At 44.5% G+C, this 24,653-nt stretch carries 27 protein-coding genes; 16 read left to right on the top strand and 11 right to left on the bottom strand.

The annotated features are described in order from the left end of the window. Positions 1-56 precede the first annotated feature (56 nt). The 13 genes from pxpB to I3255_RS08025 all read left to right on the top strand — a co-directional run bounded on the left by pxpB (position 57) and on the right by I3255_RS08025 (position 12,145). Positions 57-710 (top strand): 5-oxoprolinase subunit PxpB, encoded by a 654-nt coding sequence (gene pxpB, locus I3255_RS08085; protein WP_238038365.1) that lies wholly within the window; start codon positions 57-59, stop codon positions 708-710. Positions 711-749: 39 nt separating this feature from the next. Further along, a complete protein-coding gene (locus I3255_RS08080; RefSeq protein ID WP_238038364.1) occupies positions 750-1,673 on the top strand; it encodes a biotin-dependent carboxyltransferase family protein in 924 nt (307 codons plus the stop codon). Next, complete coding sequence (gene pxpA / locus I3255_RS08075; RefSeq protein WP_238038363.1) at positions 1,663-2,397, top strand: 5-oxoprolinase subunit PxpA; 735 nt, start codon at positions 1,663-1,665, stop codon at positions 2,395-2,397. The genes I3255_RS08080 and pxpA overlap by 11 nt, the downstream gene beginning before the upstream one ends. Positions 2,398-2,469: 72 nt before the next feature. Continuing rightward, positions 2,470-3,657, top strand: coding sequence for an NRAMP family divalent metal transporter (locus I3255_RS08070; protein ID WP_238038362.1), 1,188 nt, complete (start codon positions 2,470-2,472; stop codon positions 3,655-3,657). Between the two features lie 53 nt (positions 3,658-3,710). Then, the gene (locus tag I3255_RS08065; protein WP_238038361.1) at positions 3,711-4,133 is read left to right on the top strand and encodes a biotin/lipoyl-containing protein; all 423 of its coding nucleotides are present in this window, start codon (positions 3,711-3,713) and stop codon (positions 4,131-4,133) included. Between the two features lie 194 nt (positions 4,134-4,327). Further along, the gene (locus tag I3255_RS08060; RefSeq protein WP_238038360.1) at positions 4,328-4,783 is read left to right on the top strand and encodes a DoxX family protein; all 456 of its coding nucleotides are present in this window, start codon (positions 4,328-4,330) and stop codon (positions 4,781-4,783) included. 119 nt (positions 4,784-4,902) lie between these two features. After that, entirely contained in the window at positions 4,903-5,727 is an 825-nt protein-coding gene (locus I3255_RS08055) for a class III extradiol ring-cleavage dioxygenase (RefSeq protein WP_238038359.1), read from the top strand. Between the two features lie 240 nt (positions 5,728-5,967). Beyond that, on the top strand, positions 5,968-7,533 hold the full coding sequence (locus tag I3255_RS08050; RefSeq protein WP_238038358.1) for a carboxylesterase family protein: 1,566 nt from the start codon (positions 5,968-5,970) through the stop codon (positions 7,531-7,533). Between the two features lie 316 nt (positions 7,534-7,849). Further along, complete coding sequence (locus I3255_RS08045) at positions 7,850-8,977, top strand: M14-type cytosolic carboxypeptidase (RefSeq protein WP_238038357.1); 1,128 nt, start codon at positions 7,850-7,852, stop codon at positions 8,975-8,977. 329 nt (positions 8,978-9,306) lie between these two features. Further along, a complete protein-coding gene (locus tag I3255_RS08040; RefSeq protein ID WP_238038356.1) occupies positions 9,307-10,161 on the top strand; it encodes an SDR family NAD(P)-dependent oxidoreductase in 855 nt (284 codons plus the stop codon). Positions 10,162-10,266: 105 nt separating this feature from the next. After that, positions 10,267-11,316: a zinc-binding alcohol dehydrogenase family protein gene (locus I3255_RS08035; RefSeq protein ID WP_238038424.1), complete on the top strand. Its 1,050-nt coding sequence runs from the start codon at positions 10,267-10,269 to the stop codon at positions 11,314-11,316. A 67-nt stretch (positions 11,317-11,383) separates the two neighbouring features. Further along, positions 11,384-11,671 (top strand): hypothetical protein, encoded by a 288-nt coding sequence (locus I3255_RS08030; RefSeq protein WP_238038355.1) that lies wholly within the window; start codon positions 11,384-11,386, stop codon positions 11,669-11,671. A 21-nt stretch (positions 11,672-11,692) separates the two neighbouring features. Further along, on the top strand, positions 11,693-12,145 hold the full coding sequence (locus I3255_RS08025) for a hypothetical protein (protein WP_238038354.1): 453 nt from the start codon (positions 11,693-11,695) through the stop codon (positions 12,143-12,145). A gap of 178 nt (positions 12,146-12,323) precedes the next feature. On the opposite strand, the gene I3255_RS08020 is transcribed toward I3255_RS08025, so the two are convergent. The 10 genes from I3255_RS08020 to I3255_RS07975 all read right to left on the bottom strand — a co-directional run bounded on the left by I3255_RS08020 (position 12,324) and on the right by I3255_RS07975 (position 22,465). Then, complete coding sequence (locus I3255_RS08020) at positions 12,324-13,373, bottom strand: dipeptidase (protein ID WP_238038353.1); 1,050 nt, start codon at positions 13,371-13,373, stop codon at positions 12,324-12,326. Positions 13,374-13,375: 2 nt separating this feature from the next. Next, the gene (gene pqqE, locus I3255_RS08015) at positions 13,376-14,533 is read right to left on the bottom strand and encodes a pyrroloquinoline quinone biosynthesis protein PqqE (protein ID WP_238038352.1); all 1,158 of its coding nucleotides are present in this window, start codon (positions 14,531-14,533) and stop codon (positions 13,376-13,378) included. After that, positions 14,530-14,826 carry a pyrroloquinoline quinone biosynthesis peptide chaperone PqqD gene (gene pqqD, locus I3255_RS08010; protein WP_238038351.1) on the bottom strand — a complete coding sequence of 99 codons (297 nt, stop codon included), beginning with the start codon at positions 14,824-14,826 and terminating at the stop codon, positions 14,530-14,532. The genes pqqE and pqqD overlap by 4 nt, the downstream gene beginning before the upstream one ends. Beyond that, complete coding sequence (gene pqqC / locus I3255_RS08005; protein WP_238038350.1) at positions 14,823-15,581, bottom strand: pyrroloquinoline-quinone synthase PqqC; 759 nt, start codon at positions 15,579-15,581, stop codon at positions 14,823-14,825. The genes pqqD and pqqC overlap by 4 nt, the downstream gene beginning before the upstream one ends. 42 nt (positions 15,582-15,623) lie before the next feature. Then, positions 15,624-16,535 carry a pyrroloquinoline quinone biosynthesis protein PqqB gene (gene pqqB, locus I3255_RS08000; protein ID WP_238038349.1) on the bottom strand — a complete coding sequence of 304 codons (912 nt, stop codon included), beginning with the start codon at positions 16,533-16,535 and terminating at the stop codon, positions 15,624-15,626. 79 nt (positions 16,536-16,614) lie between these two features. Further along, entirely contained in the window at positions 16,615-16,689 is a 75-nt protein-coding gene (gene pqqA, locus I3255_RS07995; RefSeq protein WP_075107140.1) for a pyrroloquinoline quinone precursor peptide PqqA, read from the bottom strand. Positions 16,690-16,824: 135 nt separating this feature from the next. Continuing rightward, positions 16,825-19,098: a TonB-dependent siderophore receptor gene (locus I3255_RS07990; RefSeq protein WP_238038348.1), complete on the bottom strand. Its 2,274-nt coding sequence runs from the start codon at positions 19,096-19,098 to the stop codon at positions 16,825-16,827. 416 nt (positions 19,099-19,514) lie between these two features. Beyond that, entirely contained in the window at positions 19,515-21,485 is a 1,971-nt protein-coding gene (gene fhuB / locus I3255_RS07985) for a Fe(3+)-hydroxamate ABC transporter permease FhuB (RefSeq protein ID WP_238038347.1), read from the bottom strand. Then, on the bottom strand, positions 21,482-21,745 hold the full coding sequence (locus I3255_RS07980; RefSeq protein WP_238038346.1) for a hypothetical protein: 264 nt from the start codon (positions 21,743-21,745) through the stop codon (positions 21,482-21,484). Before I3255_RS07980 ends, fhuB begins: the two co-directional genes overlap by 4 nt. A 15-nt stretch (positions 21,746-21,760) precedes the next feature. Then, positions 21,761-22,465: an ABC transporter substrate-binding protein gene (locus I3255_RS07975; RefSeq protein WP_238038345.1), complete on the bottom strand. Its 705-nt coding sequence runs from the start codon at positions 22,463-22,465 to the stop codon at positions 21,761-21,763. Between the two features lie 228 nt (positions 22,466-22,693). Here I3255_RS07975 and I3255_RS07970 point away from each other — a divergent pair, with 228 nt between their 5' ends. From I3255_RS07970 to I3255_RS07960, 3 genes are all read left to right on the top strand, one after another. Next, the gene (locus I3255_RS07970) at positions 22,694-22,906 is read left to right on the top strand and encodes a DNA/RNA non-specific endonuclease (protein WP_346268622.1); all 213 of its coding nucleotides are present in this window, start codon (positions 22,694-22,696) and stop codon (positions 22,904-22,906) included. Between the two features lie 12 nt (positions 22,907-22,918). After that, entirely contained in the window at positions 22,919-23,308 is a 390-nt protein-coding gene (locus tag I3255_RS07965) for a hypothetical protein (RefSeq protein ID WP_238038343.1), read from the top strand. Between the two features lie 108 nt (positions 23,309-23,416). Then, positions 23,417-23,626, top strand: a complete 210-nt coding sequence (locus I3255_RS07960) for a hypothetical protein (RefSeq protein ID WP_238038342.1) — start codon at positions 23,417-23,419, stop codon at positions 23,624-23,626. A gap of 66 nt (positions 23,627-23,692) precedes the next feature. Here the strand turns inward: I3255_RS07960 and I3255_RS07955 are convergent, their stop codons facing one another. Beyond that, a complete protein-coding gene (locus tag I3255_RS07955; protein ID WP_238038341.1) occupies positions 23,693-24,328 on the bottom strand; it encodes a TetR family transcriptional regulator C-terminal domain-containing protein in 636 nt (211 codons plus the stop codon). Between the last annotated feature and the right edge of the window lie 325 nt (positions 24,329-24,653).

The raw sequence follows: 24,653 nt of genomic DNA, 5'->3' as shown, positions 1-24,653 counted from the left end.
CGTTATCAAGATGACGATAACGAGTACATTTAATAAAAATAATGGAGCGTACAAGGATGACCCTACAATGGCAAATCGGCAGTGAAACCAACCTTTTGTTGTTTTTCCCCAAGCCTATCAGCCTAGACAAACAGAAAAAGTGCTGGGCGCTGGCAGATATTATTGAAACCATGCCCGAAGTTATCGAAGTCATTATCGGTATGAACACACTCAGTGTGTTTAGTCATCCGCTGGCATGGGATGAGTTTAAAGCGCTACAAAACAAACTGACCGCGCTGCTTGAGGAGATACCTGAAAAAACTATCGACGGTAAGCATATCGAGATACCCGTGCATTATGGTGGCAAATACGGTCCTGATTTAGCAGCAATGGCAGCGTCGCTTGAGATGCCTATTGACGCTGTGGTCGATCTGCACACCAGCGCTATTTACACCGTTTATTTTATTGGTTTTCAGCCCGGTTTTCCTTACCTTGGCGGTCTCTCTGAGTCGCTACATTTCCCAAGGCATACTACCCCAAGGACGCACGTGCCTGCAGGGTCGGTCGGTATTGGTGGCGAGCAAACAGGCATTTATCCTTTTGCCTCTCCAGGCGGTTGGCAGTTATTGGGTCAGACAGACACCGATTTATTTGACTTGACCAAAGATTCGCCAACGTTGCTGAGTGCAGGTGATACTTTGTGCTTTACCGCAATAGATATTCATGAATAAAACAAGACCCTGTAAAAAATGAGTCAATAGGTGGCAGCAATGAAGATTTTAACGACCAATGGTATGGCCAGTATTCAGGACCTAGGGCGTTTTGGTTATCGCAGTATGGGCGTGGGTAGAAGTGGCGCAATGGATCATTGGGCGCTGCAAGCAGGTAATGCTTTACTAAAAAATGAGCGTGACGAGCCAGCAATTGAGCTGGCGATGGGTGAGTTGGCCATACAGTTTGAAGAAGACGTCAGCTTTTGTCTGACAGGCGCGCTTTATGAGGCATATTTGGATAACAAGCGTATACCCAGTTATTGGCGCATCAACGCAAAAACTGGGCAAACCCTCAAGCTACTACGTCCGATAGAAGGCATGTATGCGTATCTTTGCGTGCATAGTGGATTTGATATTGCGTCTATATTGCAATCGGGTAGTACCAATTTAAAAGCTGGTTTCGGCGGCTTTAACGGTAGGTACTTACAAGCGGATGACAGGTTAAAGGTAAAAGCACCGTCAAGCTTGCCGATCATCGGTGTGGCTCCTCTTGCACCAGCCAATACTATTCGTGTGATTAAAAGTAGCGAGTATGATTGCTTTACACCAGCTGCGCAGGCAGATTTTGTCTCCCAGTCGTGGCAGCTACAGACCAGCAGTAACCGTATGGGTTATCGCTTGGCAGGTGAGTTATCCCTTGAGTTAACAGAGCCCAAAGAGATGAGTTCGCACGGTGTCGATATGGGTATGATTCAAGTGCCGCCGCAAGGTCAGCCAATCGTGTTGATGGCAGATGGGCAAACTACCGGTGGTTATCCTAAAATTGCTACCGTTATCGATGCCGATATCGGATTAATGGCACAAATAAGATTTGGTAAAACTTGTCAATTTACCCTCGTAGATCGCAGGCAGGCGCACCGCGCACGCCAAAATCGACAACATTATATTGATCAGATACAGGAGTATGGTTATGAACATTGATTTGAATGCAGACGTTGCCGAAGGCTGCGGGCAAGACGATAAACTGCTTACCATCGTCAGCTCTGCCAATGTTTGCTGCGGGCTGCATGCAGGCTCTTATGCGGAGATGGTCGCGACCTTGCAATTGGCAAAACAAAACAATGTTAGAGTCGGGGCACACCCAGGGCTTGATGATAGAGAAAACTTTGGTCGCACCAATCAGTCTCTGGGCGAAGAGAAATATCGGGCATTGATGGCCTATCAGCTTGGTGCAACCAAAGCACTGTGTGATCTGGTCGGTGTGTCATTAGATTATGTCAAACCGCATGGTGCTTTATATAATCAAGCGGCTGTTGATGAGTCGCTCGCTGATATTTTGGTCAGTGAGATCAAACGCTTTGATCCCAATTTAAAAGTCATGGGGCTGTCAGGTGGTCATCTGGTTGCTGCCGCCAAACGTCAGGGTCTGGTATCGATATCCGAGGTATTTGCCGATAGAAACTACGAAAAAGATGGCTCGCTGGTCTCGCGCAGCAAAGACAACGCACTGATCACCGATACCCAAGCGGCTATTGACCATGTATTGCAGATGATTACCCAAGGGACGGTGACCAGTGTCTGCGGTGAGGTCGTGCCTGTTGAGGCAGAGAGTATCTGTCTACATGGCGATGGCGCGCACGCCATTTTATTTGCGCGGGAGATCAAAGAACAATTAGAACGAAAGGGTATTACGATATCCGCATAATAATCATTTGACGGATAACTGTTTGAACGTTAATGACTCAAATTTGTTGTCTCGTTTTATACAAGGATGTTTATGAGTACCTTAAAAAAGCACAATACCGCCATTTTGGGCGCGGCATTTTTGATGGCCACTTCAGCGGTTGGGCCGGGTTTTTTAACTCAAACCGCTACCTTTACCGAAAGTTTAATGGCCAGCTTTGGCTTTGTTATTTTAATATCAATCATCATGGATATTGGCGTCCAGCTCAATGTCTGGCGCGTGGTTGCCGTATCCAAAAAACGGGCGCAGGAAATCGCCAATTTGGTGTTTCCCGGTGTAGGCTATTTGCTGGCGTTTTTGATTATTGCAGGCGGGCTTGCCTTTAATATTGGTAATATCGGCGGCGCAGGTCTCGGCATGCAGTCGATGTTTAATATCTCACCCATCACGGGCGCTCTGATCAGTGGTGTGATTGCCGTCGCGATATTTTTGGGTCGAGAGACAGGGCCTTTAATGGATAAGTTTGCTCAGCTCATGGGCTTTATCTTAATTGTCTTAATCATTTATGTGGTGTTCAAATCAGACCCGCCTTTGGCAGAAGCCGCCACGCGCACCATTATGCCAGATAAAATTGACGCCGTGGCCATCGTAACCTTAGTAGGTGGTACGGTTGGTGGATATATCACTTTCTCCGGCGCGCACCGCTTGCTAGAGGCGGGCGTGACAGGTGAGGAAAATCTAAGCTCAGTGACCAAAAGCTCAGTCACGGGCATTTTGGTCGCCTCAGTGATTCGGGTATTTTTATTCCTTGCCGTGTTGGGCGTGGTGTCACAAGGCTTGACGCTGGACCCCTCAAACCCTGCGATGTCACCTTTTGAGCATATCTTAGGTAACGTGGGTAAAGTGATCTTTGGCATCGTCATTTGGGCAGCATCTGTGACCTCGGTGATTGGCGCGGCTTACACCTCAGTGTCTTTTATGACCAATTTTCATCCCTTTATCGAAACCTATAAGCGCTATTTTATTATCGGTTTTATCGTCATCTCAACGCTTGTTTTTGCCACTATTGGTAAGCCCGCTCAGGTGCTCGTACTGGTCGGTACACTTAATGGTTTGGTGTTACCCATCGCAATGGTGATTATTCTGATTGCCGCGTATCGCAAAAACATCGTTGGAGATTATAAACATCCTGTCTGGATTGCGGCCTTTGGTTGGCTGATTGCTATTGCGATGAGTGTGCTGAGCGTCATGACGATTGCCAAATATCTTGGGTTAAGTTAAATATTAGAGCCAAAATAAATAGTAAATAAAAAATATAATATAAGGAGGGTATGATGGATATCGAACAAATCGAACGCGCGGTGCAGCTCATTGAGCGCAGTCAATTGCATGAGGTGACGATCGTAGAGGGTGGTCAGTCAATCAAAGTGGTCAATTCTACCAACAATTCGCAGCGCCATCGTCTACCATTCGAAGCAGACAACGATGGGAACCTCGCTAAAGATGACAGCAATGAGTCTGCGCAGGTATATGCCACGCATGTCGGTATCGTGCATCTAAGCGCAGACGCTGTGACGGACAATCTTGTTAAAAAAGGCGATCGTATTGAAAAAGGTCAAACGGTTTGCTTTATTGAAGAGCTAACGCGCCTGCTCCCTGTCGTGAGCGAGCATGACGGTATTGTTAGCGATATAGTGGTTGAGGATGGTGGAGGTGTGGAATATGGCCAACCTATTTTGGATGTAATAATACATTAATGAGTCATGCGGCAATGGCATTTTGTCTGTGTCTTTTGCACACTTATTAAGGCTTATATCAAATCAATTAACAACAATACGTTGATAATTATTCAATATAACTTGGCTTACTCTTCCGTAACGATGATAGTAAAGTATGTTTATACCAATATCTAAACACTTTATCTTACTACTACGTTATGGAGTACTCATCAATGCAATCCTCATTATTAAATAGAGTTTTAACATCGAAAGCTGGCGTTGCTGCCTTAATCCTTCGTGTGCCTGTGGGCCTGATTTTGATGGCACATGGTGCGCAGAAGTTATTCGGCTGGTTTGGCGGTAATGGGCTGGCAGGTACGGCTGGGTGGATGAGTAGTATGGGTATGGAACCCGGCTACCTGATGGCTCTCTTAGCAGGCGGTGCTGAGTTCTTTGGTGGTATTGCCTTAGTATTAGGATTACTGACTCGACCTGCCGCATTGGTCGCCGCCTTTACAATGCTAGTCGCTATTTTCTCTGTCCATATCAGCAATGGCCTATTTGCTGCTGATGGCGGCTACGAATACGCATTGACCTTGATGGTGGCTTTGCTTGCTTTAGCGGTACAAGGTGGCGGTGCTGTAAGTATGGATAAGGCGCTATCAGAAAAGCTAGGGCGCGCGGCATAGCTCCCTCTAATGGCTGTCAGTAACGCTAAAGAGGCGTCACCCTAATAATATAACGACTCACGTTGATAACGTCATATCAATTAATAACATCATTTCATAGAAGTGACGAGGAGCAAGTGATGAGCGTACATGCATCTAACGAGTCAGTTACTCAGCCCGTACTTTTTATACCGCATGGCGGCGGGCCTTGTTTTTTTATGGATTGGCAACCTGCAGATATGTGGGATGGGATGGCAGTGTTTTTAGCGAGCATTACGACTCGATTGCCTGAGCGACCAAAGGCTATCTTGATCATTAGCGGCCATTGGCAGACGGCTGAGTTTGGTATTACCGCTGGCGCAAAACCTGATCTGATTTACGATTACTATGGGTTTCCCAAGCATACCTATGATTTGACTTATCCAGCATCTGGTGCGCCAGTATTGTCTGAGCGAGTCAGTAAAATGCTAACTGAGGCGGGTATAGCGAATACGCAAGATGCGGCGCGTGGATTTGACCATGGGGTATTTATACCGTTAAAGGTGATGCTCCCTGAGGCAGATATTCCTGTAGTACAGATGTCACTGCGTAATGATCTAGACCCGAAAGCGCATCTAGCAGCGGGCCAAGCCCTGCAGGCATTACGTCAAGAAGGGGTGTTAATCATCGGAAGCGGTATGAGCTTTCATAATATGCGTGGCTATGGTGATACAAACTTTACCGCACCGTCTGAAGTTTTTGACGACTGGCTGACCGATACTGTTGCAACGGATGCGGAGACGCGGTGGTCAGCGCTGGCTAACTGGTCAGAAGCGCCATATGCAACAGCCTCACATCCATTAGGTGCAGAGGAGCATTTGCTACCGCTTATGGTGGCAGTAGGCGCAGCAGGTAATGATAAAGGCTATAAGGTTTACTCTGAGCAAGTGCTAAAAACGCAGTTATCTGCTTTTCAGTTTGGATAAATGCTGATACAGCAGTTCTACTTTTTGTTAGTGATTTATAGTAGTGGTCTCTTAAAAAGTTGCGAGTACGACTCTTATCGTCTTACCAGAACGTGTTAGTAGACGATAAAACCCTTACGTTTGTCTCATAAAAACCTGTACAAGAAAGCAGTATTATTCCAGATGACAGTCGCTGTTTTGACGGTTATTAAGAAGATAGCAGGTAGACAATAGACGCAAAATAAAAAAGGAGTAGGAGTGATGATGATTAACAAGGTAAGTAAAGTGTGTCAAAAGGTGGCCATTGTCTTGTTGAGTGTCAGTATGATTTCTGCATTTGCTGCGAATAATGAAGGGGAAAAGATGACCATTACCGTTTCTCAAGGTAAGTTAAAAGGCAAAGTAGATAATGAGGTTGCTACCTTTTACGGTATTCCTTATGCACATAATCCTTTCACAAAATCGCTTAGATTTAAGGCACCGCAGCCTTACGAGAAGTGGGAAGGCGTATTAGATGCTACCGCCAAAACGGTACCAGTACCGCAGCCAGGACGAGAGAAAAAAGTTCAACTTGTAGGCGCTGCAGGTGACTTGACATTAAATATATGGGCGCCCACAAATGCCCTAAAATCAGATAAGCAATTACCTGTGATGGTTTGGCTACCTGGTGGTGCTTTTATAAGGGCAGATGCAGGCGAGGAAGCCTATAACGGCACTAGCTTTGCAAAAAATGACACGATTGTCGTCACTGTAAACTACCGGGTTGGTGTTGATGGATTTATGCATCTAGATGGCGTCCCAGATAATAGAGGTATTTTAGATCAAATCGCTGCATTAAAATGGGTGCAGCAAAACATTGCTGACTTTGGTGGTGATCCAAACAAAGTTACCTTATTTGGTCAATCAGCTGGTGCTGAAAGCGTCGCGGTACTTTTGGGTACTGATAAAGCAAAAGGTCTGTTTCAACAGGCAATTATGCAAAGTCCCCCTATGCAGTTTGTGACCACAGAGCAGGCAGGTCGAGTCAGTACGCTCTTTGCTGAAGCGCTTGGAGTGGCACCTACGACGACCGATATCTCTCAAGTACCACTTGACGATTTGGTCTCTGAAGTGATTAATATCGGCAATACGGTAAAAGATAGAGACGAGTGGGGCATGATGTCTTGGGGTGGCACAGCATTTTTGCCTGTGACCGATGGCGATATCATCAAAGAATCACCAATGAAAGACCTAATAAAATATGCAGATGCGTCTATTCCAGTGATTGTCGGTAGTACCGATCAAGAGGCAAGGCTTTATTATGTACCAGGAGGTGCTATTAATAAGATTACCTCAACACAAAGATCTCAGTTGCTAAGTGACTTATCGTTGAATGGCAAGCCACTTAGGGTATATTCACCTACTAATAGCGACAAGTCTGTTGGCGATAGCTTTGCTGATATACAATCAGATTATACTTTTCGGATGCCAGCGGTACACATCGCTGAGCATTTAATCAAAAACGGTAATAAAGTATGGCATTATAACTTTTCGTGGTTTTCACCAGCATTCGATGGACAGCTAGGCGCAGCACACTTTGTGGATGTACCTTTTGCCTTTAATGCGCTCGGTAGCGAGCAAGCCAAAAATTTCGTCGGAGATGAGCCACCGCAAAAACTTGCCAATACTATGCACCAACATTGGATTGAGTTTGCGCGTACTGGGCAAGTGAGCTGGGACAACTATAAGCTTACAGATCGAACAACCATGAGATTCGATGTAGACTCTGAAGCGGTTGTTGATCCTGAGCGCGATGTTAGAATGTTATGGTCTGACTATTCTTTCTAAATGGATTCTATATCTGATGACGGCTTTGCTAATGTAAGGCCGTTATTTTATTTTAGGGATACAACTTTTTGATGGCATGAGAAGCAATCTGATTGGGCGATAATGGGTGTAATGCCCTAGTACTATTTAGAAATAAGACGCTAGTAACGTCAGCTTAGTAAGCTAATGACTTGAAAAAGAGTGTGTGATGACCAATAAAGTATAACGCTACCGTGTTAGATTAAAGACTATCTAGAATAAAAAATCTGTCACCTTCCTTTGTATCCCGCACATAGCCGATTAGACCCAATCATAAAAAACCAATCAAGGAGCGATCATGCGTATCACTGCCAATTTTGACGCAGGTAATATTGACGTACTTAACATAGAAGATAAAAATAATATTCAACTGGCTATTCGTCCAGACGTTGGCGAAGAGTTTTTTCAGTGGTTCAACTTCCGTCTCTCTGGCGAGGTTGGAGAGAAGTACGTTCTTAATATTATGAATGCAGGGGAGGCTTCCTATCTAGAAGGGTGGGAGGATTATCAAGCAGTCGCTTCCTACGATCGTCAGCATTGGTTCCGTTTGCCTACTTCTTATCAAGATGGCAAATTAACCATCGTGGCAGAGTTGGCGTGTGAAACCATCCAAATTGCTTATTTTGCCCCTTATAGTTATGAGCGTCATCAGGATTTATTAGCCGCCGTCCAGACGCATCCGCTAGTGAGGCTAGAGCATCTAGGTGACACCCTCGACAAGCGTGATTTGACTCTGGTAAAAATCGGTGACGGTGATGCTAATAAACGCAACATCTGGATAACGGCGCGTCAACATCCGGGTGAAACGATGGCTGAATGGTTGGTTGAGGGATTGCTATATAGCTTGTTAGATAGCGATAATGCAACAGGCAGACAGTTATTGGACAAAGCCAATTTCTATATCGTACCCAATATGAATCCCGATGGTAGTGTACGCGGACATCTGCGCACCAATGCAGCAGGTACGAACCTAAACCGTGAATGGGCAAGTCCAAGTTTGGAAAAAAGCCCTGAAGTGTTCTATGTGATTAAGAAGATGGAAGAGACGGGCGTTGATCTGTTTTATGATGTGCATGGCGATGAAGCATTGCCTTATGCGTTTCTTGCTGGCTCTCAAGGCACGCCGAGTTATAACGAGCGCCTTGCACATCTACGTGATCGGTTCTCAGACGTATTGAAATTAGCCAGTGCTGACTTTCAGACGGAAGTGGGTTATGAGATTGATGCGCCAGGTGAGGCCAACATGACACTGGCAACCCATTGGGTGGCTGAACGTTTTGACTGTCTTGCCAATACGCTAGAGATGCCATTTAAAGATAATAATAATCTGCCTGATGCAGAGATGGGCTGGTCACCAGAGCGTTCTATTCAGTTAGGGGAAGCATCGCTTATCGCCATGCTAGCCGTCGTTGATGATTTACGTTAATTGACGCTAACTGAAGATTTAGATAGACAGTCGTTGTTCAAACGCTAGTAAGTACTCACTTGCTAGCGTTTTTTTATCAATTGTATTTTCATTTAATTTACATAGACAGCCGCAACTATATAGCCGTAATTGGCTACTTTTATACAATAAATAATTATTCAAAAAATCAGCCAGTTTCAGAAACTTTAAGTGTTTCCGTCGATGATGATTGCTGTTTCGAATCACAACACTTTGATAACAATGGATACCATGACGACGGATAAAATGTAGCGTGTACCTAATAATATAACCATAAGTTAAATAATCAAATAATAAGGATGGTTGCAATCATGAGTAAAACTAAAACAATTTTAATTACCGGTAGCACCGACGGTATTGGCAAATTGGCGGCTTTAAAGCTAGCAGAGGCTGGGCATCAAGTGTGCCTGCATGGCCGCGATGCTGACAAACTTGCTAGTGTCATTGCAGAAGTAAAAGCCGTGGCGACAGGCGACGCGGTAGATCATATTGATGGGTTTGTCGCGGATTTCTCTGATTTAACGGCTGTGCTCAAGATGGCCGCAGACGTCAATGAAAAGCTACCAAAGCTGGATGTATTGATAAATAACGCAGGAATTTATACCACGGCATCAGCGATGACTAAAGATGGTTTGGACGTGCGCTTTGTGGTCAATTACCTAGCGCCTTATGAGTTGACTAATGCTTTATTACCTTTACTCAAGCAATCTAGTAAAGCGCGTATTGTGAATCTGAGCTCGGCTGCTCAAGCACCAATATCATATAAGGCGTTTGTAGGACAAGAGCGTCTCGATGATAAAGTCGCCTACGCGCAAAGTAAACTGGCGCTCACGATGTGGAGTATGGATTTAGCTGACACAGTTGCTAGCCATGATATTAACGTGATCGCTGTCAATCCGGGATCATTGCTGAACACTAAGATGGTTGACGAGGCGTATGGTCATCACTGGTCATCAGCAGACAAAGGCGCAAATATCCTAACAGCATTGGCTGTCTCGGATGAGTTCGCTAGTGACACGGGTAAATACTTTGATAACGATATCAAAGATGGTGCACATGGCGATGCTAGGGGCGAATTTGGTCAACCGCATGCCGATGCGTTAGATAAAGAAGCCATTGCAGAGCTAGAACGCCAAACACAGCAGATGTTACAGTCGTTGTATTAAAAATATATTGCCTCCTATTAAGCGCTATGTATTTCGGTACTGTTCGCGTGAGGACTTTACTCAATTTATTTATTATTAGGAATAAAAACAATGCAAAATCAGACAATAAAAGCCATTGGCTATCAAGATAACCTAGCCATTGATAATGAACAAGCACTACAAGATATTACCCTTGATAAACCGACTGCATCAGGCCATGATATTCTGGTAGAGGTCAAAGCCATATCCGTAAATCCCGTAGATTATAAGATCCGTCAATCGCGTCCTGCACCAGAGGGTGAGTACGCAGTGATTGGTTGGGATGCGGCGGGCATCGTGACGGCTGTTGGCGAAGAAGTCAGCCTATTCTCAGTCGGGGATAAGGTCTATTACGCAGGGGATTTGACTCGTTCAGGTAGTAATGCTGAATATCAACTGGTTGATGAGCGCATCGTCGGGCGTATGCCAAAATCGCTGTCATTTGCTGAAGCGGCGGCATTACCGCTGACTACGATCACGGCTTGGGAGATGTTGTTTGAGCGTCTGCAAGTGCCTGTTAATAATAGCTCGGCAGATAGAAATGGTAGTGACGAGCGTGCTAATGACGTTTCAGTATTAGTTATTGGTGCGGCAGGCGGGGTTGGTTCTATCTTAACGCAGTTATTAAAAACACGAACCTCTGCCACAGTCATCGGTACAGCATCACGAGATGAGAGTGTACGGTGGTTAAAGGATTTAGGCGCAGATCATGTGATTAATCATCGTAACCCATTGTTTGATGAGCTACAGAAGACAGGCATCAATGAAGTAGATTATGTCATCAGCCTAAACAACACTGATGAACATTATAAAGAAATCATCAAATGCTTGAAACCACAAGGTAAATTAGGGCTCATCGATGATCCTGAATCATTAGATGCCAATGCGCTTAAAACTAAATGTCTGAGCCTACATTGGGAATTTATGTTTACGCGATCTATGTTCCATACACCAGATATGATTGAACAGCATCGTTTATTGACGGACGTGGCAAACATGATTGATGCAGGCGAGATCAAGACCACCGTTGCCCATAATCTTGGCACTATCACGGCTGAGCATGTACGCCATGCACATCAAATGCTAGAAAACCAGCAAGCACATGGCAAGATTGTGTTAGAAGGTTGGCCTGTTTAAGATTTAAAGCATTAGAAAGGATGACTTTAAAACCAAAATAGAAAACCACCCTAGCTGGATAGCTAGGGTGGTTTTTTGGGGCTTGCGTGGTTATATAATTAGTCGTACTTCAATATCTAATAGTACTTCCGTCACGCAGGGTAACCAAAAGCGCTATTCTACTGATGAAGTTGAAGAAATGGGTGTTGAATATGAGAAAATAGACTCAGGAACAAAAATTGACATGCATAGTAAAAAAATTGAAATGATTAAACAATATGAAAAAGAGAGTGGCAAGCTTATGGAAACAATAGCCATCCAGATAATCGTGATATTTTTGATAAATATGAGAGTCAGTACTGGAAAGATCGTTTAAACCAACTGCAAGGAGATTAATGTGAGTTCATTCAATACAGTGGAAAAGTTGTTATCTGAAAAAAATCATGCTGCATGTCTAATGCAAAAAAAAACTGAAAAGAAAGAAAGTACAGAAAATATTCTTTTAGAATATGGTGTTAAAAAGGACAGTGGTTTTTTTAAATTATATACAAAGTATTTTTTAAGGTCTTTAAACTGCCGTTCTGGTGCTGATGAAATAGTTGATCCTCTACCGACAAGAAGTTTCATTCCTAGAGTAAAATTCGCACATGAAGTTTGGGATATACCTAAGAATTACATTTTATTTAGTACAGGTGAAGGTGAAGGCGGTTATTTATATAATATAGAAGATGACAGTGTATGGGATTTTCAGATGGGTCAGCAACAGCAGCTAGCGGACGGTACATTACCGCATTGGGATAGCTTCTATGAGTTTATGGAGTGGTACTTGACCGATGAAGAAGATACCTAACGCTCGATAATTTTTATCATAAAGCCTAACGTAATCAGTTAGGCTTTATATTTTTAATAGTAAATAGTATGAAAAAGCACCTTGGGAGTCAGGAAAAATTCATACCCGTTATCCAACTCTTGGAGCAATACGCATCGATATAGATATTTTATTTCGCGGTATCCAAAGATATAAACCATCACTGCCATATCTCACCCAACACCTTAAACCAATTCTTTGAAGTAACCTTTTCAATCAGCGCATCAGAGAAGTGGCGCTGTTGCATCCGCTCAATCAGCTTGGAGATTTGACTGATATCAGACAATTCATCAGGCAATAGACAGCCATCAAAATCAGAGCCAAAGCCAACGTGATCTTCGCCCAAATGGTCAATCAGATAAGCAAGATGATCGACGATCACATCAAGGGAGGTCTGCGTATCACGCTGCCCATCCGCACGCAAAAAGGCCACATCGAAGTTCACCCCAACTAGACCACCGCTTTGTTTAATGGCAGCCAACTGTCGATCGGTTAGGTTTCTTGCTTGCGGACATAAAGCGTGTGCATTAGAGTGGGTTGCGACAATCGGCTGATCTGCAATCTCTAACGTATCCCAAAACGCGCGCTCATTCATATGCGACACATCGATGAGCATATGCTTGTCACGGCACGCCAAAATAAGGTCTTTGCCTTCGCGAGTCAAACCAGAGCCTGTGTCTGGCGAGTGCGGAAAGGACGCATTCAAACCATCGCCAAACAGACTTTTTCTGTTCCAAAGTGGGCCAATACTTCTAAGCCCCGCCTCATAAAACACATTCAGCAAGTCAGGCTCAATAGCTAAAAACTCAGCGCCTTCCAAATGCAAAACGATGGCCAGTTGCTGATTCTGCTGACAGGCTTTTATTTGTGCCACAGACGTACAGATCTGAATCTGACCGTTTGATCGTGCCTGCAATTGCTGCGCAAGCGCCAATTGCGCACAGCAAATATCAACGATTTCTTGCGCAGTGAAGTCTGAGTTTGAAGGATTGGCTAATTTGTTAGGATGGTTGTTTTTTACATAAGCGTAGGGCGGTAAAAAAATAGAGAATAATCCGCCCATCCATCCTGCTTGTCGGCAGCGAGCTAGATCTAAATGCCCTGGTAGCGTGCCATAAATAAAATCATGCACAGGATCATCAGCCGAGCTTAGCCATAGGCGAGTTAATAGGTCATTATGACCGTCAAAAATGATAGGCTGATTATTCATCATTAATCCATGACCGTACGCGTGGGAATCAGTTGCTCTTGACTCATACTTAATAATTTAGAATTTTTAGGGTTCCTAAAGCGCAGCTCTTCAAACGGAGTTGGCGTCTCGCTATTGATACGTGCTTCTTCGATCAGGTAGTGATAAGGCGACTTGCCGCACACAGGATCGGCGTTTTTGGCATCGCCCGTCAGCATAAACGCTTGGCAACGGCAGCCGCCATAATCGCGCTCTTTATCTGAGCAGCTTTGGCACATGTCAGGCATCCATTCATCACCGCGATATTGATTGAAGCTGTCTGAGTCATACCAGATGTCTTTTAATGGCGTCTGCCTGATATTAGGAAACTCTATAGGCATCTGTCTTGCAGCATGACAAGGTAAGGCGGTGCCATCAGGTGCTACAGTCAAGAAAATCTTACCCCAGCCATCCATACAAGGTTTTGGGCGTTCTTCGTAGTAATCAGGGACGACAAAAATGAGTTTGCATTTGATACCACGTGCTTCAATCTTTTGGCGATATTCGTTGGTGATGCGCTCGGCTCTGACCACTTGTTCTTTGGTCGGTAGTAGGCCTTCGATATTTTCAAAGGCCCAGCCATAAAACTGGCAAATAGCCAATTCAACCGTGTCGGCCTCTAGCTCTAAGCAGAGATCAATAATCTGGTCGATTTGATCGATGTTCTGTCGATGAATCACAAAGTTAAGTACCATCGGATAATCGTACTGTTTGACCAGACGTGACATCTCATACTTTTGCTCAAAGGCATGTTTTGAGCCTGCCAATGCATTGTTCACCGACGGATCACTGGCTTGGAAGCTAATTTGGATATGCTGCAATCCTGCTTCTTTTAGACTGGCGATGCGTGCTTCAGTGAGTCCCATGCCTGAAGTGATGAGGTTGGTATAAAAACCTTGCTTGTGCGCATAAGCGACCATTTCTTCTAAGTCTTGACGCACCAGTGGCTCACCGCCAGAAAACCCCAGCTGCACCGCGCCCATTTGCCGCGCTTGATCAAACACATCAAACCACTCCTGTGTCGTCAGCTCTTCTTTATACTGAGCATAATCAATCGGGTTTGAGCAATACGGGCATTGTAAGGGGCAGCGATAGGTCAACTCAGCGAGTAACCATAGCGGCAGTCCGACGGGTGCAGTCATACTAGGTCAATCCAATGTTCGCGCTGGGCAACCAGCATATATTCGATGATGTCTTGCTCGATTTCAGGCACATCGCCAAACATGGCTTTTACCTTTTGGATAATATCAGCAACCGATGCGGTGCCATCGATATGCTGTCCAATGATACTGGCACTGTCGTTAAGGGTGATCATCCCCTCAGGGTAGAGCAGGACATACGCGTCTTGCGCTGGCTCAAACTGGAAGCGGTAGCCATGACGCCATGTGGGAACCAGAGATTGATCCAGCTCAGGTAAACTAGCAGGTATACTCATTTGAACAATCCTTTATGCCAGACATTATCCGTGGTGACGCTTTGATAAGGGGCTTGATCATGCACATAGGCGAGACTCAAGGCATCCAAAATCGTCCACAAAATGTCCAGTTTAAATTGTAGAATCTCAAGCATGCGTTCTTGCTGCTCTGCCGTTTTGAATGAGTCAAGCGTGATAGTCAGACCATGCTCAACATCGCGGCGTGCTTGACTCAAGCGCGAGCGAAAATAGGTATAGCCTTCTTCTTTGATCCAAGGATAGTGCTTGGGCCAAGACTCTAAGCGCGACTGATGAATCTGCGGGGCAAACAGCTCGGTCAATGAGCTGCTCGCCGCCTCACGCCATGACGTACGGCGGGCAAAATTCACATAAGCATCAACAGCAAAACGCACACCGGGCAAAACCAATTCTTCCGAAATCACCTGCTCACGCGTCAATCCAACCGCTTCCGCCAGACCAAGCCACGCTTCGCGCCCGCCGCCATCAGGGTAGACGCCATCTTGATCAATCATGCGCTGGATCCACTCTTGACGCACGCGCTGATCAGGGCAGTTTGCCATGATTGCCGCGTCTTTTAGCGGGATATTGATTTGATAATAAAACCGATTGGCGACCCACGCTTGGATTTGCTGCTGGGTCGCGCGTCCTTCGTGCATCATGATATGAAAAGGATGGTGGATATGATAATACTGACCTTTTGCCATAATCGCTTGTTCAAACGCTTCTGGGCTGAGTGCTGCGGTTTCTTCTTGCATCATTTTTACCTTGCGATTGCTGTCTTTATCTTACCGTTTGTCTTAAAGCTCTATCTGCATGCCATCGAACGCCACTTCGACGCCGTGCTGTTTTAGTGTCGCTGCTTGTTCAGATTGCTCGTTTAATATCGGGTTGGTATTGTTGATATGAATGAGTACCTTGCGCGCGTTATCGAGCTGATCTAAATAATGCAGCGAGCCATCGTCACCACTGATATGCAAATGCCCCATGTCTTGGCCCGTTTTAGTGCCAACGCCGCGTTCTTGCATCTCATTGTCTGTCCATAGCGTGCCGTCAATCATCACGCAATCAGACGCTTTCATGATTTGCATGACTTCATCGTCAATTTTGCCCAAGCCTGGCGCATAGAACAGCTGCTTTTGTGTTTTTAAATCTTTCACAATCAGCGCGATGTTGTCGCCATCATGAGGATCATTGCGGTGCGGCGAATACGGTGGCGCTGAGCTTCTAATGACCAAAGGCGTTAGCTCTAAATTGCTATAACCGTCAATTTGAAAGCGCTGTTTTGGATCAATTTGATTATATTGTAGGCCGCCATTCCAATGCTTTAACATCGTAAACAGTGGAAATCCTGTGCTGAGGTCGTCATGCACCATGTCGGTACACCAAACAGATATGGGGCAACCTTCACGTAGTGTCAACAGGCCTGTGGTATGGTCAAGCTGACTGTCCATCAATACCACATCGGTGATGCCTGTGTCTCTTAGATGACGGGCTGGCTGAGCGGCTTTAAAGTCAAATAGCTGCTGGCGGATATCAGGTGAAGCGTTAAACAAAATCCAGTCAACGCCATTTTCTGATATGGCGATCGAAGACTGGGTACGGGTCTTTGCTTCAATGGTGCCTTGGCGTACGCCGTGACAGTTTTCGCAGTTACAGTTCCACTGCGGAAAGCCGCCGCCCGCTGCTGAGCCTAAAACGTGAATATACATAGCGCAATATTTCCAAATGTCAAAAAAAGTAAAAGCCCTAATCATCTAGGGCTTTTAATGTATTCAGGTCTATGAGTTTTTAGCGTGCTTCAAAATACATAGTGATTTCGAAACCGATACGGATGTCTTGAAAAGCTGGTTTAGTCCACTGCATGGGATTACTCCAAAAAGTTATTATAGGATCATCGTTGAGATGAATGAAAGTAATCATCAATGGTATTATAAGCCGACCCTGAATGTCAATTTGTTAGATGTTAACTTTCAAACTCAACACGCCCTAATATTTAGACTAAAAGCGATAAGTCACTCTACCGACTACATTTAAAGGCTCGCCATACGTTAATCCAAAGAAGTTTTCGCCAGCAAGATATTTTTGGTTGAATAAATTGTTGACGTTAAGCTGTGCTTCTAGGTTGTCATTGATGGCATATTTGGCCATGATGCTCGCTAGTGTCACATTGTCTTGACCATATTTTTCAGATTGACCAGTCACAGGATTGGTGACCACACCATAGTAGCCGTTTGACCAATCGATACCGCCACCAACTGTCAAATTAGGAACGATATCGTTCATATCATAGGTGGTAAACAAATTCAGCGTCGTATCGGCATAGCCTGTATTGATGGCTTTACCGCTATTGTCTTCAGCATTAAAATGCGTGTAGCCGATAGTGGCCTTTAGTTTGTCACTAAGCTCACCGGTGACCTCTACTTCAACGCCCTGACTGGTAGCGCCTTTTGCACCAACGTACGCATTTTCAAGCGTGGTTCCTGGGATTATTTGGCCACCATCGAGCTGGGCAAGGTTGTCTTGCTCGATTCTAAAGATGCTGACTTGGCTTTGTAGGGCGCCATTATCAGACTCACTTTTTAGACCGATTTCGTAATTTTTGCCTTCGATAGGATCGAGATAGTTGCCATTAATATCGCGCTCGGTTTGTGGTTGAAAAATGTCACTATAGCTGATGTAGAGGCTGTGGTTTTTGTCAATATCATAAGTGATACCCGCATAAGGCGTCCAAATATGTTTGGATTCAGTGTCTACATTATTGCCATACTGCATACCTGAGCGCTCATAATCAGACACCCGTGACCCCAATATGACTGATAGAGGATCAGACAGCTTTAGCTGAGTGGCGGCAAAGATGGCCTTTTCTTTAACGGTGACATCAGAGCTTTGGGTTTTGGCGCCCCATGCTGGTTCAGCGTAGCTGCCATCCCAGTTATCAAAGTCAGACACTGTTAACAGTCCGTCGGGTGGGGCAGTATAAGTAAAAGTATCAAGCTCGCTTTTATTGTAAGATCCGCCCACGATAAGCTGATGCGTTCTGCCCAAGGCATCAAAATTACCCGTCAGCTTGGTTTTGACGTTGACTTGTTTGCGCTCGGTATCGGCGTGAAATGGGTTTAAGTTATAAATCAGTCCAGTGTCAGGGTCAAAGCTGCTGGCATACATATAAAGGAGTTTTGGGCTACTGTCGCTCTCGTTGTAACTGGCATTAGTGGTTAGGTTCCAGTCTTCATTAAAATCATGATCGATGTCAGCGAAATAGTAAACATTGTCAGAGTCCCAGTTTGACCAGTCAGCACTACCGTTTTTACTGGTATCCCACTCAGCTTTTGAGCCATCACTTAAGTAACTTGGCAAACCGCCCCACATGGTCGATTTTGATTTATTGTGCTGACGGCTTGCACCCACACTGACGGTAGTGTTGTCACTCACATCAGCATCCACTGTGGCATAGATTAGGTTTTGCCCCAGCTCTTGGCGATCGATAAAGGTGTCGCCATCTTGATAACTTGCCACGACTCGGCCACGTACCGCGCCATCTTTGGTCAATGACTGACTGCGATCGACGCTCACACCATAATTGCCATAACGATCAACGTTGGCAGAGAGTTCGGTGGCGGGCACTGTGCTGTCGGCACGTTTGCGAATGAGATTGACGTTGGCAGAAGGGTCGCCTGAGCCACTCATCAAACCTGTCGCACCACGTACGATTTCAACATGATCAAACATAGCAGTATTGGCTGAATATTCACCCATCGCTGCTTGCTGAACAAAATCTGTATTTAAGCCATCGATTTGAAAGCCAGTAATGCCAAACCCTCTCGCTGAGAACCCACTGCGCGCGCCATCGATACTGCCCACTTGAATACCAGGCGCGCGTTTAAGCACCTCTGTTAGATTGGTTGAGTTTTGATCTTTGAGTTGCTGATTGGTCACTACACTGGTGGCCTGCGGGGTTTCTTTTGCAGAGAGTGCCAGTCCAGTGGCGCTACTGGCGGTAGGAATAGTATAGCGGTCGGTATTTTCAGTAGTCTGTGCGTCTATATCTGCCGTGACCACGATAGTCTCTAGCGTAGTACTAGGTTCGGCTTTTTTGTCAGCATTATTGATGGTGATACTATCACCAGTTGTGGATTGGTCGGTGGTTTCAGCATGAATGATAGATGAGCTGACTGCCAATGAAGCAATGGCTGACAGATGCATCGTTTGTTTGATGAACCAACTCAAGGAGCTGGGTTTATGTTGCTTGGTGCCTTCTGTAATGATAAACATCAGATGGTATCTCGATAAAAGTATTGGGTTAGTTGGCTTAACATTCTCTTGATGTAGCATTGAATGCGTAATCAATATACGGTTTTGTCAGTGACAGGCTGTTTAACGGGCTTAACATGTCACGATCAATTGCGTACATGTTAATGATAATGAGAATTATTAGCAATACAATATAGAGGTATTTTTGACACATTTGCTTGTGTGTCTGATCGGTGAGCTTGAGTATTTGATAAAATTGCATGAATGAATAGGGTGCGAGCTGACCTATTCGATGAAAAAGGAATGAGCAAGCAACAGTATCAACGCATAGTATGATAAAGCCATGATGAACCAATGCCTCATCAACACTCACAGAAGTGTGAATGACATTAAACAAGACACCTCTTTATAGAGTAGTATTATAAGTAATGGGTGAATCACGTTTTGATACGGCGCATCAGGTATAAGAAGTACGTACCACCAATAATAGCGGCAATGGTGCCAGCCGGTATCTCGTAAGGAAATATGATATAACGCCCAAGCCAATCCGCCAGCACCATTAATGCGGCACCTAAAATAGCCGCCAGTGGTAATTGGCGCTTGAGCTGAACCGCGCCGAGCGTCGTGGCAAGATGTGGAATCATCAGACCAATAAAACTAAGCGGACCGACTGCCAATGTTGATATGGTACTAAGCGCTGCCACTAAGATTAATATCAAGCTTTGAAACAGCCTTAAAGAGACACCAAGCTCACGCGCTATCCCGCTGCCTAAGCTCAGTATCTCTAGTGGTTTTATCAACATAAAACTCAATAAAAAAAGCAACAGGGCGAATATCACGAGTAGCCATGCAGTCTCAGGGCTGGCCAGATAAGTGGAGCCCGATAACCAACTGAGAACTGCTTGCAAGCGCTGATCTCCAGATATTTTGACCAGACTTAACAAACCACCCATCAAGGCGGCAATCGTCACGCCAACCAACAGCAAATAGGCAGGATTTATTCTACGAGCTAGCCATAATATCAAGCTGAGCACAATCGCTGCGCCCAATAATCCTGACAGCACAATGCCTGTGTAGCCAAAACTGGGTAAGAAAACAAAGGCCAATATCACGCCGATTGCTGAACCTGAGCTGATACCCAGTACCTCAGGACTGGCCATAGGGTTGCGCGTCAAGGTTTGCAGCAGTACGCCCGCAGTCGCTAGCATCACGCCAGTGGCTGCCGCGCTTAGGGTGCGAGGTAGTCTAAAATCAACAATCAAACTCCATACGGCATTCAATTGCCAGCCATTTGCTGTGGCAGTGAAAACAAGTATGCCGACAATTAGTAGAACTAAGGCGACACTCCAGAGAAGTAAATGCGGTTCGCGGCGTTCTGAAATAAGCGTTGGGCTAACCTCATCTTTATGCGGCCGGCTTTGGGTTACGATTAGCCATATAACCAATGGCGCGCCAAGTAAGGCAGTCATCGCATCAGCAGGAATGTTTAGGCTCAGGTAATGCTGTAGTACCGTGGTGACATTGCTGGTCACCCACAGCAGAAGCGCCCCAAATCCATAGCCCAAGAGCAAACGGTAACCGATATGTCTGACAGAAAATACGTTGACGAGGGTAGCGGCACCCAGTCCAATAAAACCAATAGGTCCTACACGGCTCACGACAAGGGCCGTTAATATCGCCACCAATCCCACTACCAGTCCTCGAATAAGATTGATAGGTATGCCCAAACTTTTTGCCTGCCTATCGTCTAGGCTCATGATTTCTAGCGGTTTTAATAAGGGCATTAAACTGATAAAGGCGACCACACTAGCAATGGTTAATACAATAGACACTTGCCAATTGTTTTGCGTAAGGCTGCCAGCCGCCCATACCATGACATTTAGAGATTCTTCGGCATAATAAATCATCAATAAGGCGGCGATAGCACCCAATAAGATATTGGTGACCAAACCTCCTAACACCAGTACCAGAGGATTCATGCGACTTGGTGCGGCAAGGATGAATACAATTGCCATGCTGCTAATGGCCCCAATAAAGGCGACCCAAAAACTGCCTCCTAGATTGAAACTAGGGAAAAATAATGTCACAAGTAGCAGTGACATATTTGCGCCACTGCCCACTGCCAATGTTGTGTCTGACGCCAGCGTGTTTTTTACTAACTGTTGCAGCAAGACACTAACTAAGCCTAGAAGGCCGCCTGCAGTTGATGCCACGACCATGGTCGGTACGATTTGCAGCTGGATACTCATATCCGAAAGCGACAAGTCAAATGATGGAGTGAATAGCTCTATAAATGGTAGATTCCATAACTGGTGTATGACAGCGTAACTACTGACTACTGCCATCACGATCAAAAAAACAACCATCAAATAAAGGCGGTTAATAGACAAAACATTGTTTTTCATCATAAGTCGGTATTGCCTACAAGCGTGGCATTCATTAATCGATCGGCCAAGACATTCATAGAAGCCACGCCACTATTGTTCCAAGTGGCCGGTAGTAGGGTTAGACAGCGACCTTTATCGGCAGATTTTGGGTCATTGTCAAACGAGTATCCCAGGCGTTGCCATACCAAGCTGGATTCTAGCTCCAGCTTAAGTAGATCACCGATAGGTTCTACGACCACCAAGCAAGTATCATCATCGAGCTGTGCCAAATCCCCTAGCATAATAGGCGCAAAGCCCTATTGATTGCCATCTGCAAATGCCACCAGCTCTAACCCCATGGCGTTTAGTGCTGGCTGAAACAAGCTGTTGTATGAAAACATACGTAAATTATTGGTATCAGCAAATTGGACTACCGCCAGTTTTTTGATATGAGGGTAGCGCGTATGAAATGTATGACCTGCTTGTGCTATTTGACGTTTGCTCTGGTCAAGATAGTGTTGTGCCGCTTGAGGCTGATGAATAGAGCGACCCAATTCTAACGTGGGCTCTATAAAGTCTTCCCATTTGGCAACTCTATTTAGACTGCTCAGCTCAATAGAGTGAATGGGCAAGTCGCCATACATAGGACGCAAATGCTCATAAAATCCGGTGTCTATCACCACATCTAGATGGAGCTGAGAGAACATTTCGGGATTGGGCTGATAGCGAGTACCCACGTCGTATGTGGTAGCAGGGATAATAGGTTTGCCAACCCATTCTTTATAAAAAGGCTTATCACCCATTGCCACTGGCGGGTAGCCCATGGCAGTTAAAGTTGCAGCAATGCCCCAATCTGGTGTCATCACTTTAGAAGACGATTGTACCGACAGGGGCTGCGTTAAGGTGTTTTGCATCTCTAGGGCAGGCGCGGGCGAGGTGGCATCAGATGAGTGACAACTACTTAACACTAAGCCTAAGCATGCTGTCCCAAGCAGACGGATGGAGAGAGACATTGCTTTCATATAACGGCTACTTGTTGACTAACATCAGGGTGAGTACGCATCGTCGCGCTTACCCAAAATATGGAATGTAAAATCTGTTTTTGTATGGTGTTTGAGACATTATCTATATGACGAAGATGACCTTGTGTCACGCCCAAATTGTTCATGTGCATCATACTGAGCCGTCTAAAGTAAATGAAGCATTCTAAATAAAAATCACTCGAAAATGCAAATGATTTTCATTTTTATTTGAAGGATCGGCATGAATGGCCAAGAACCTTGAATAGAGGTAGTTGGAAGGGAATGGAAAATGAAGTAAGGGATCAATTAAAAGCAGGTAAATCTGTATCAATGAAGATGGATGTAGACTATGCTAACTCTAGTTCAAGTAGACCAAGCAAATTCATCGTTAATATTAAAGTAGATGGAAAGGCAAAATCACCTTATATTTTTGAGCAGTGAAGGAGTCTTTAAATGATTATATCTAATGAAGATGAGGCATACCATATCTTAGCGAAAGCACTTTTAGAACATGCTGGCGACGACATGTGGGACAAACTAGTGTTAAATACTAAGATTTTTAACAAAATGTCACGTTCTGAAAAAACCATCTATTCTAGCGAAAAGGTTGTTGAAGAATATAGAGAATTGTCAAATGGTATTTTACTATCAGAACACGATGCTGCAATGTATCTAAAAGAATACATCTATAATCTTACGGGTGACAGAATATGGGGATTAACGTTTACCCTCTATCCTAATGGGAAATTTGAAATTGAATATGATTATGATAAACCTGAAGACTATGAAGAAACAGATGATGTCATCACAGGAGAAGAGATTAATCAAAATTTTTTAAAGTGAGGATCTAAAGTTCTGAATAGTAATCAAAAGCTACAATGCGTTATGTATCGTAGCTTTTTTATTATCTCAAACTAAGACACCGCTACCTACGACAGCAAACAGAAGAACATGGGCTTTAATGCTGATATCGACATAGTAGGCGGTGGCGCACGCTCTAGTTTTTCGGTCAATGGTGGTAAAACTGACTTAAATGCAGACTATCAAGCAGTCGGCGAAAAGTCAGGTATCTTCACAGGCTATGATGGCTTTGATCTTACCGCTGGCGGCAAAACCATATTCATAGGCGGAGCAATTACCAAGACTGACTCTGCGTTATAAACAGGACTCAATAACTATGTCAGCAAAGGCAGTATAGAGATGCAAGACATCGATACCAATATCAAATTATATAATCAAACTATCTACAAGAAGTTGAATGCTAGTGTTTAATGCATCATTAGCGAATTTCTTATTTCTTAAACTATGATTACAAATAGCTTCAGTTTGCGTAGAAAAGTCAGAGTAGTGCTGAGTGACTGCCCAAATATGGAAAATTAAATGGATCGCAGAAACGGACTTAATCTTATTGTCCGCAATCCACCCGTCAATCACTGCCACCTTTTCTCGCACCAAATATCTTAAAGGTCCCTTCAGCACCCCCATTAAGTGAGGTGCTCCTTGCATGATCTCTAATGCATACAGTCTCGACGCTGCAGGTGATTTCTTTGAAATCTTGTATTTTTCTTCGATGTAAGTTTTGAGTGCATTTCTTGGATCTTGGTTGATGTCGATATTACTCAAAGGAGACAACCACTCACTCAGCACCGCTTCCAAAGCCGCAATATACAGGACCTCTTTACTGTCGAAGTAATAAAATATATTCGATTTAGAAATATCAGCCTCTTCAGCAATCCTCTCCATTCGTGCCCCATTTAGTCCTTCTTGTGAAAAGACGATCAATGCAGCTTTGATGATATGTGCTTTTTTCTTTAGTACTTTTGAACTCGTTTCTGCCTCTTCTCTTAGCACGCTGTCTTTCACTGTCATGTCCTTCATTATAAAGTCGTGTAAACCTAATTTTAGATGATCGTTGATTCAATTTAAAAAGGGTCAAAGCAATCAATTACAAGCGCCATTTGTTGACCAATATTGCTCGCTCAGCAGCCACCAAAACCTTATTAGTCTATAGATTACTAATCGTAGCGATAATCCTTACCAGCGTCCTTTTTACCACTGATTTCACTCATTCTGTTCAGATTACTACCAAAATTCCTTTTTCAAGTGTTTCTGCACTATTTTATAACAAACCGCACTGTTTTATAACAGTCCGCACTATTGTTATGCATTTTTTTAAACCATATGGTCT

The sequence above is a fragment of the Psychrobacter sp. Ps6 genome, from assembly GCF_022129235.1.
In the GTDB taxonomy this organism is placed as follows: domain Bacteria; phylum Pseudomonadota; class Gammaproteobacteria; order Pseudomonadales; family Moraxellaceae; genus Psychrobacter.
This window is presented reverse-complemented; position numbering and strand designations above follow the sequence as displayed.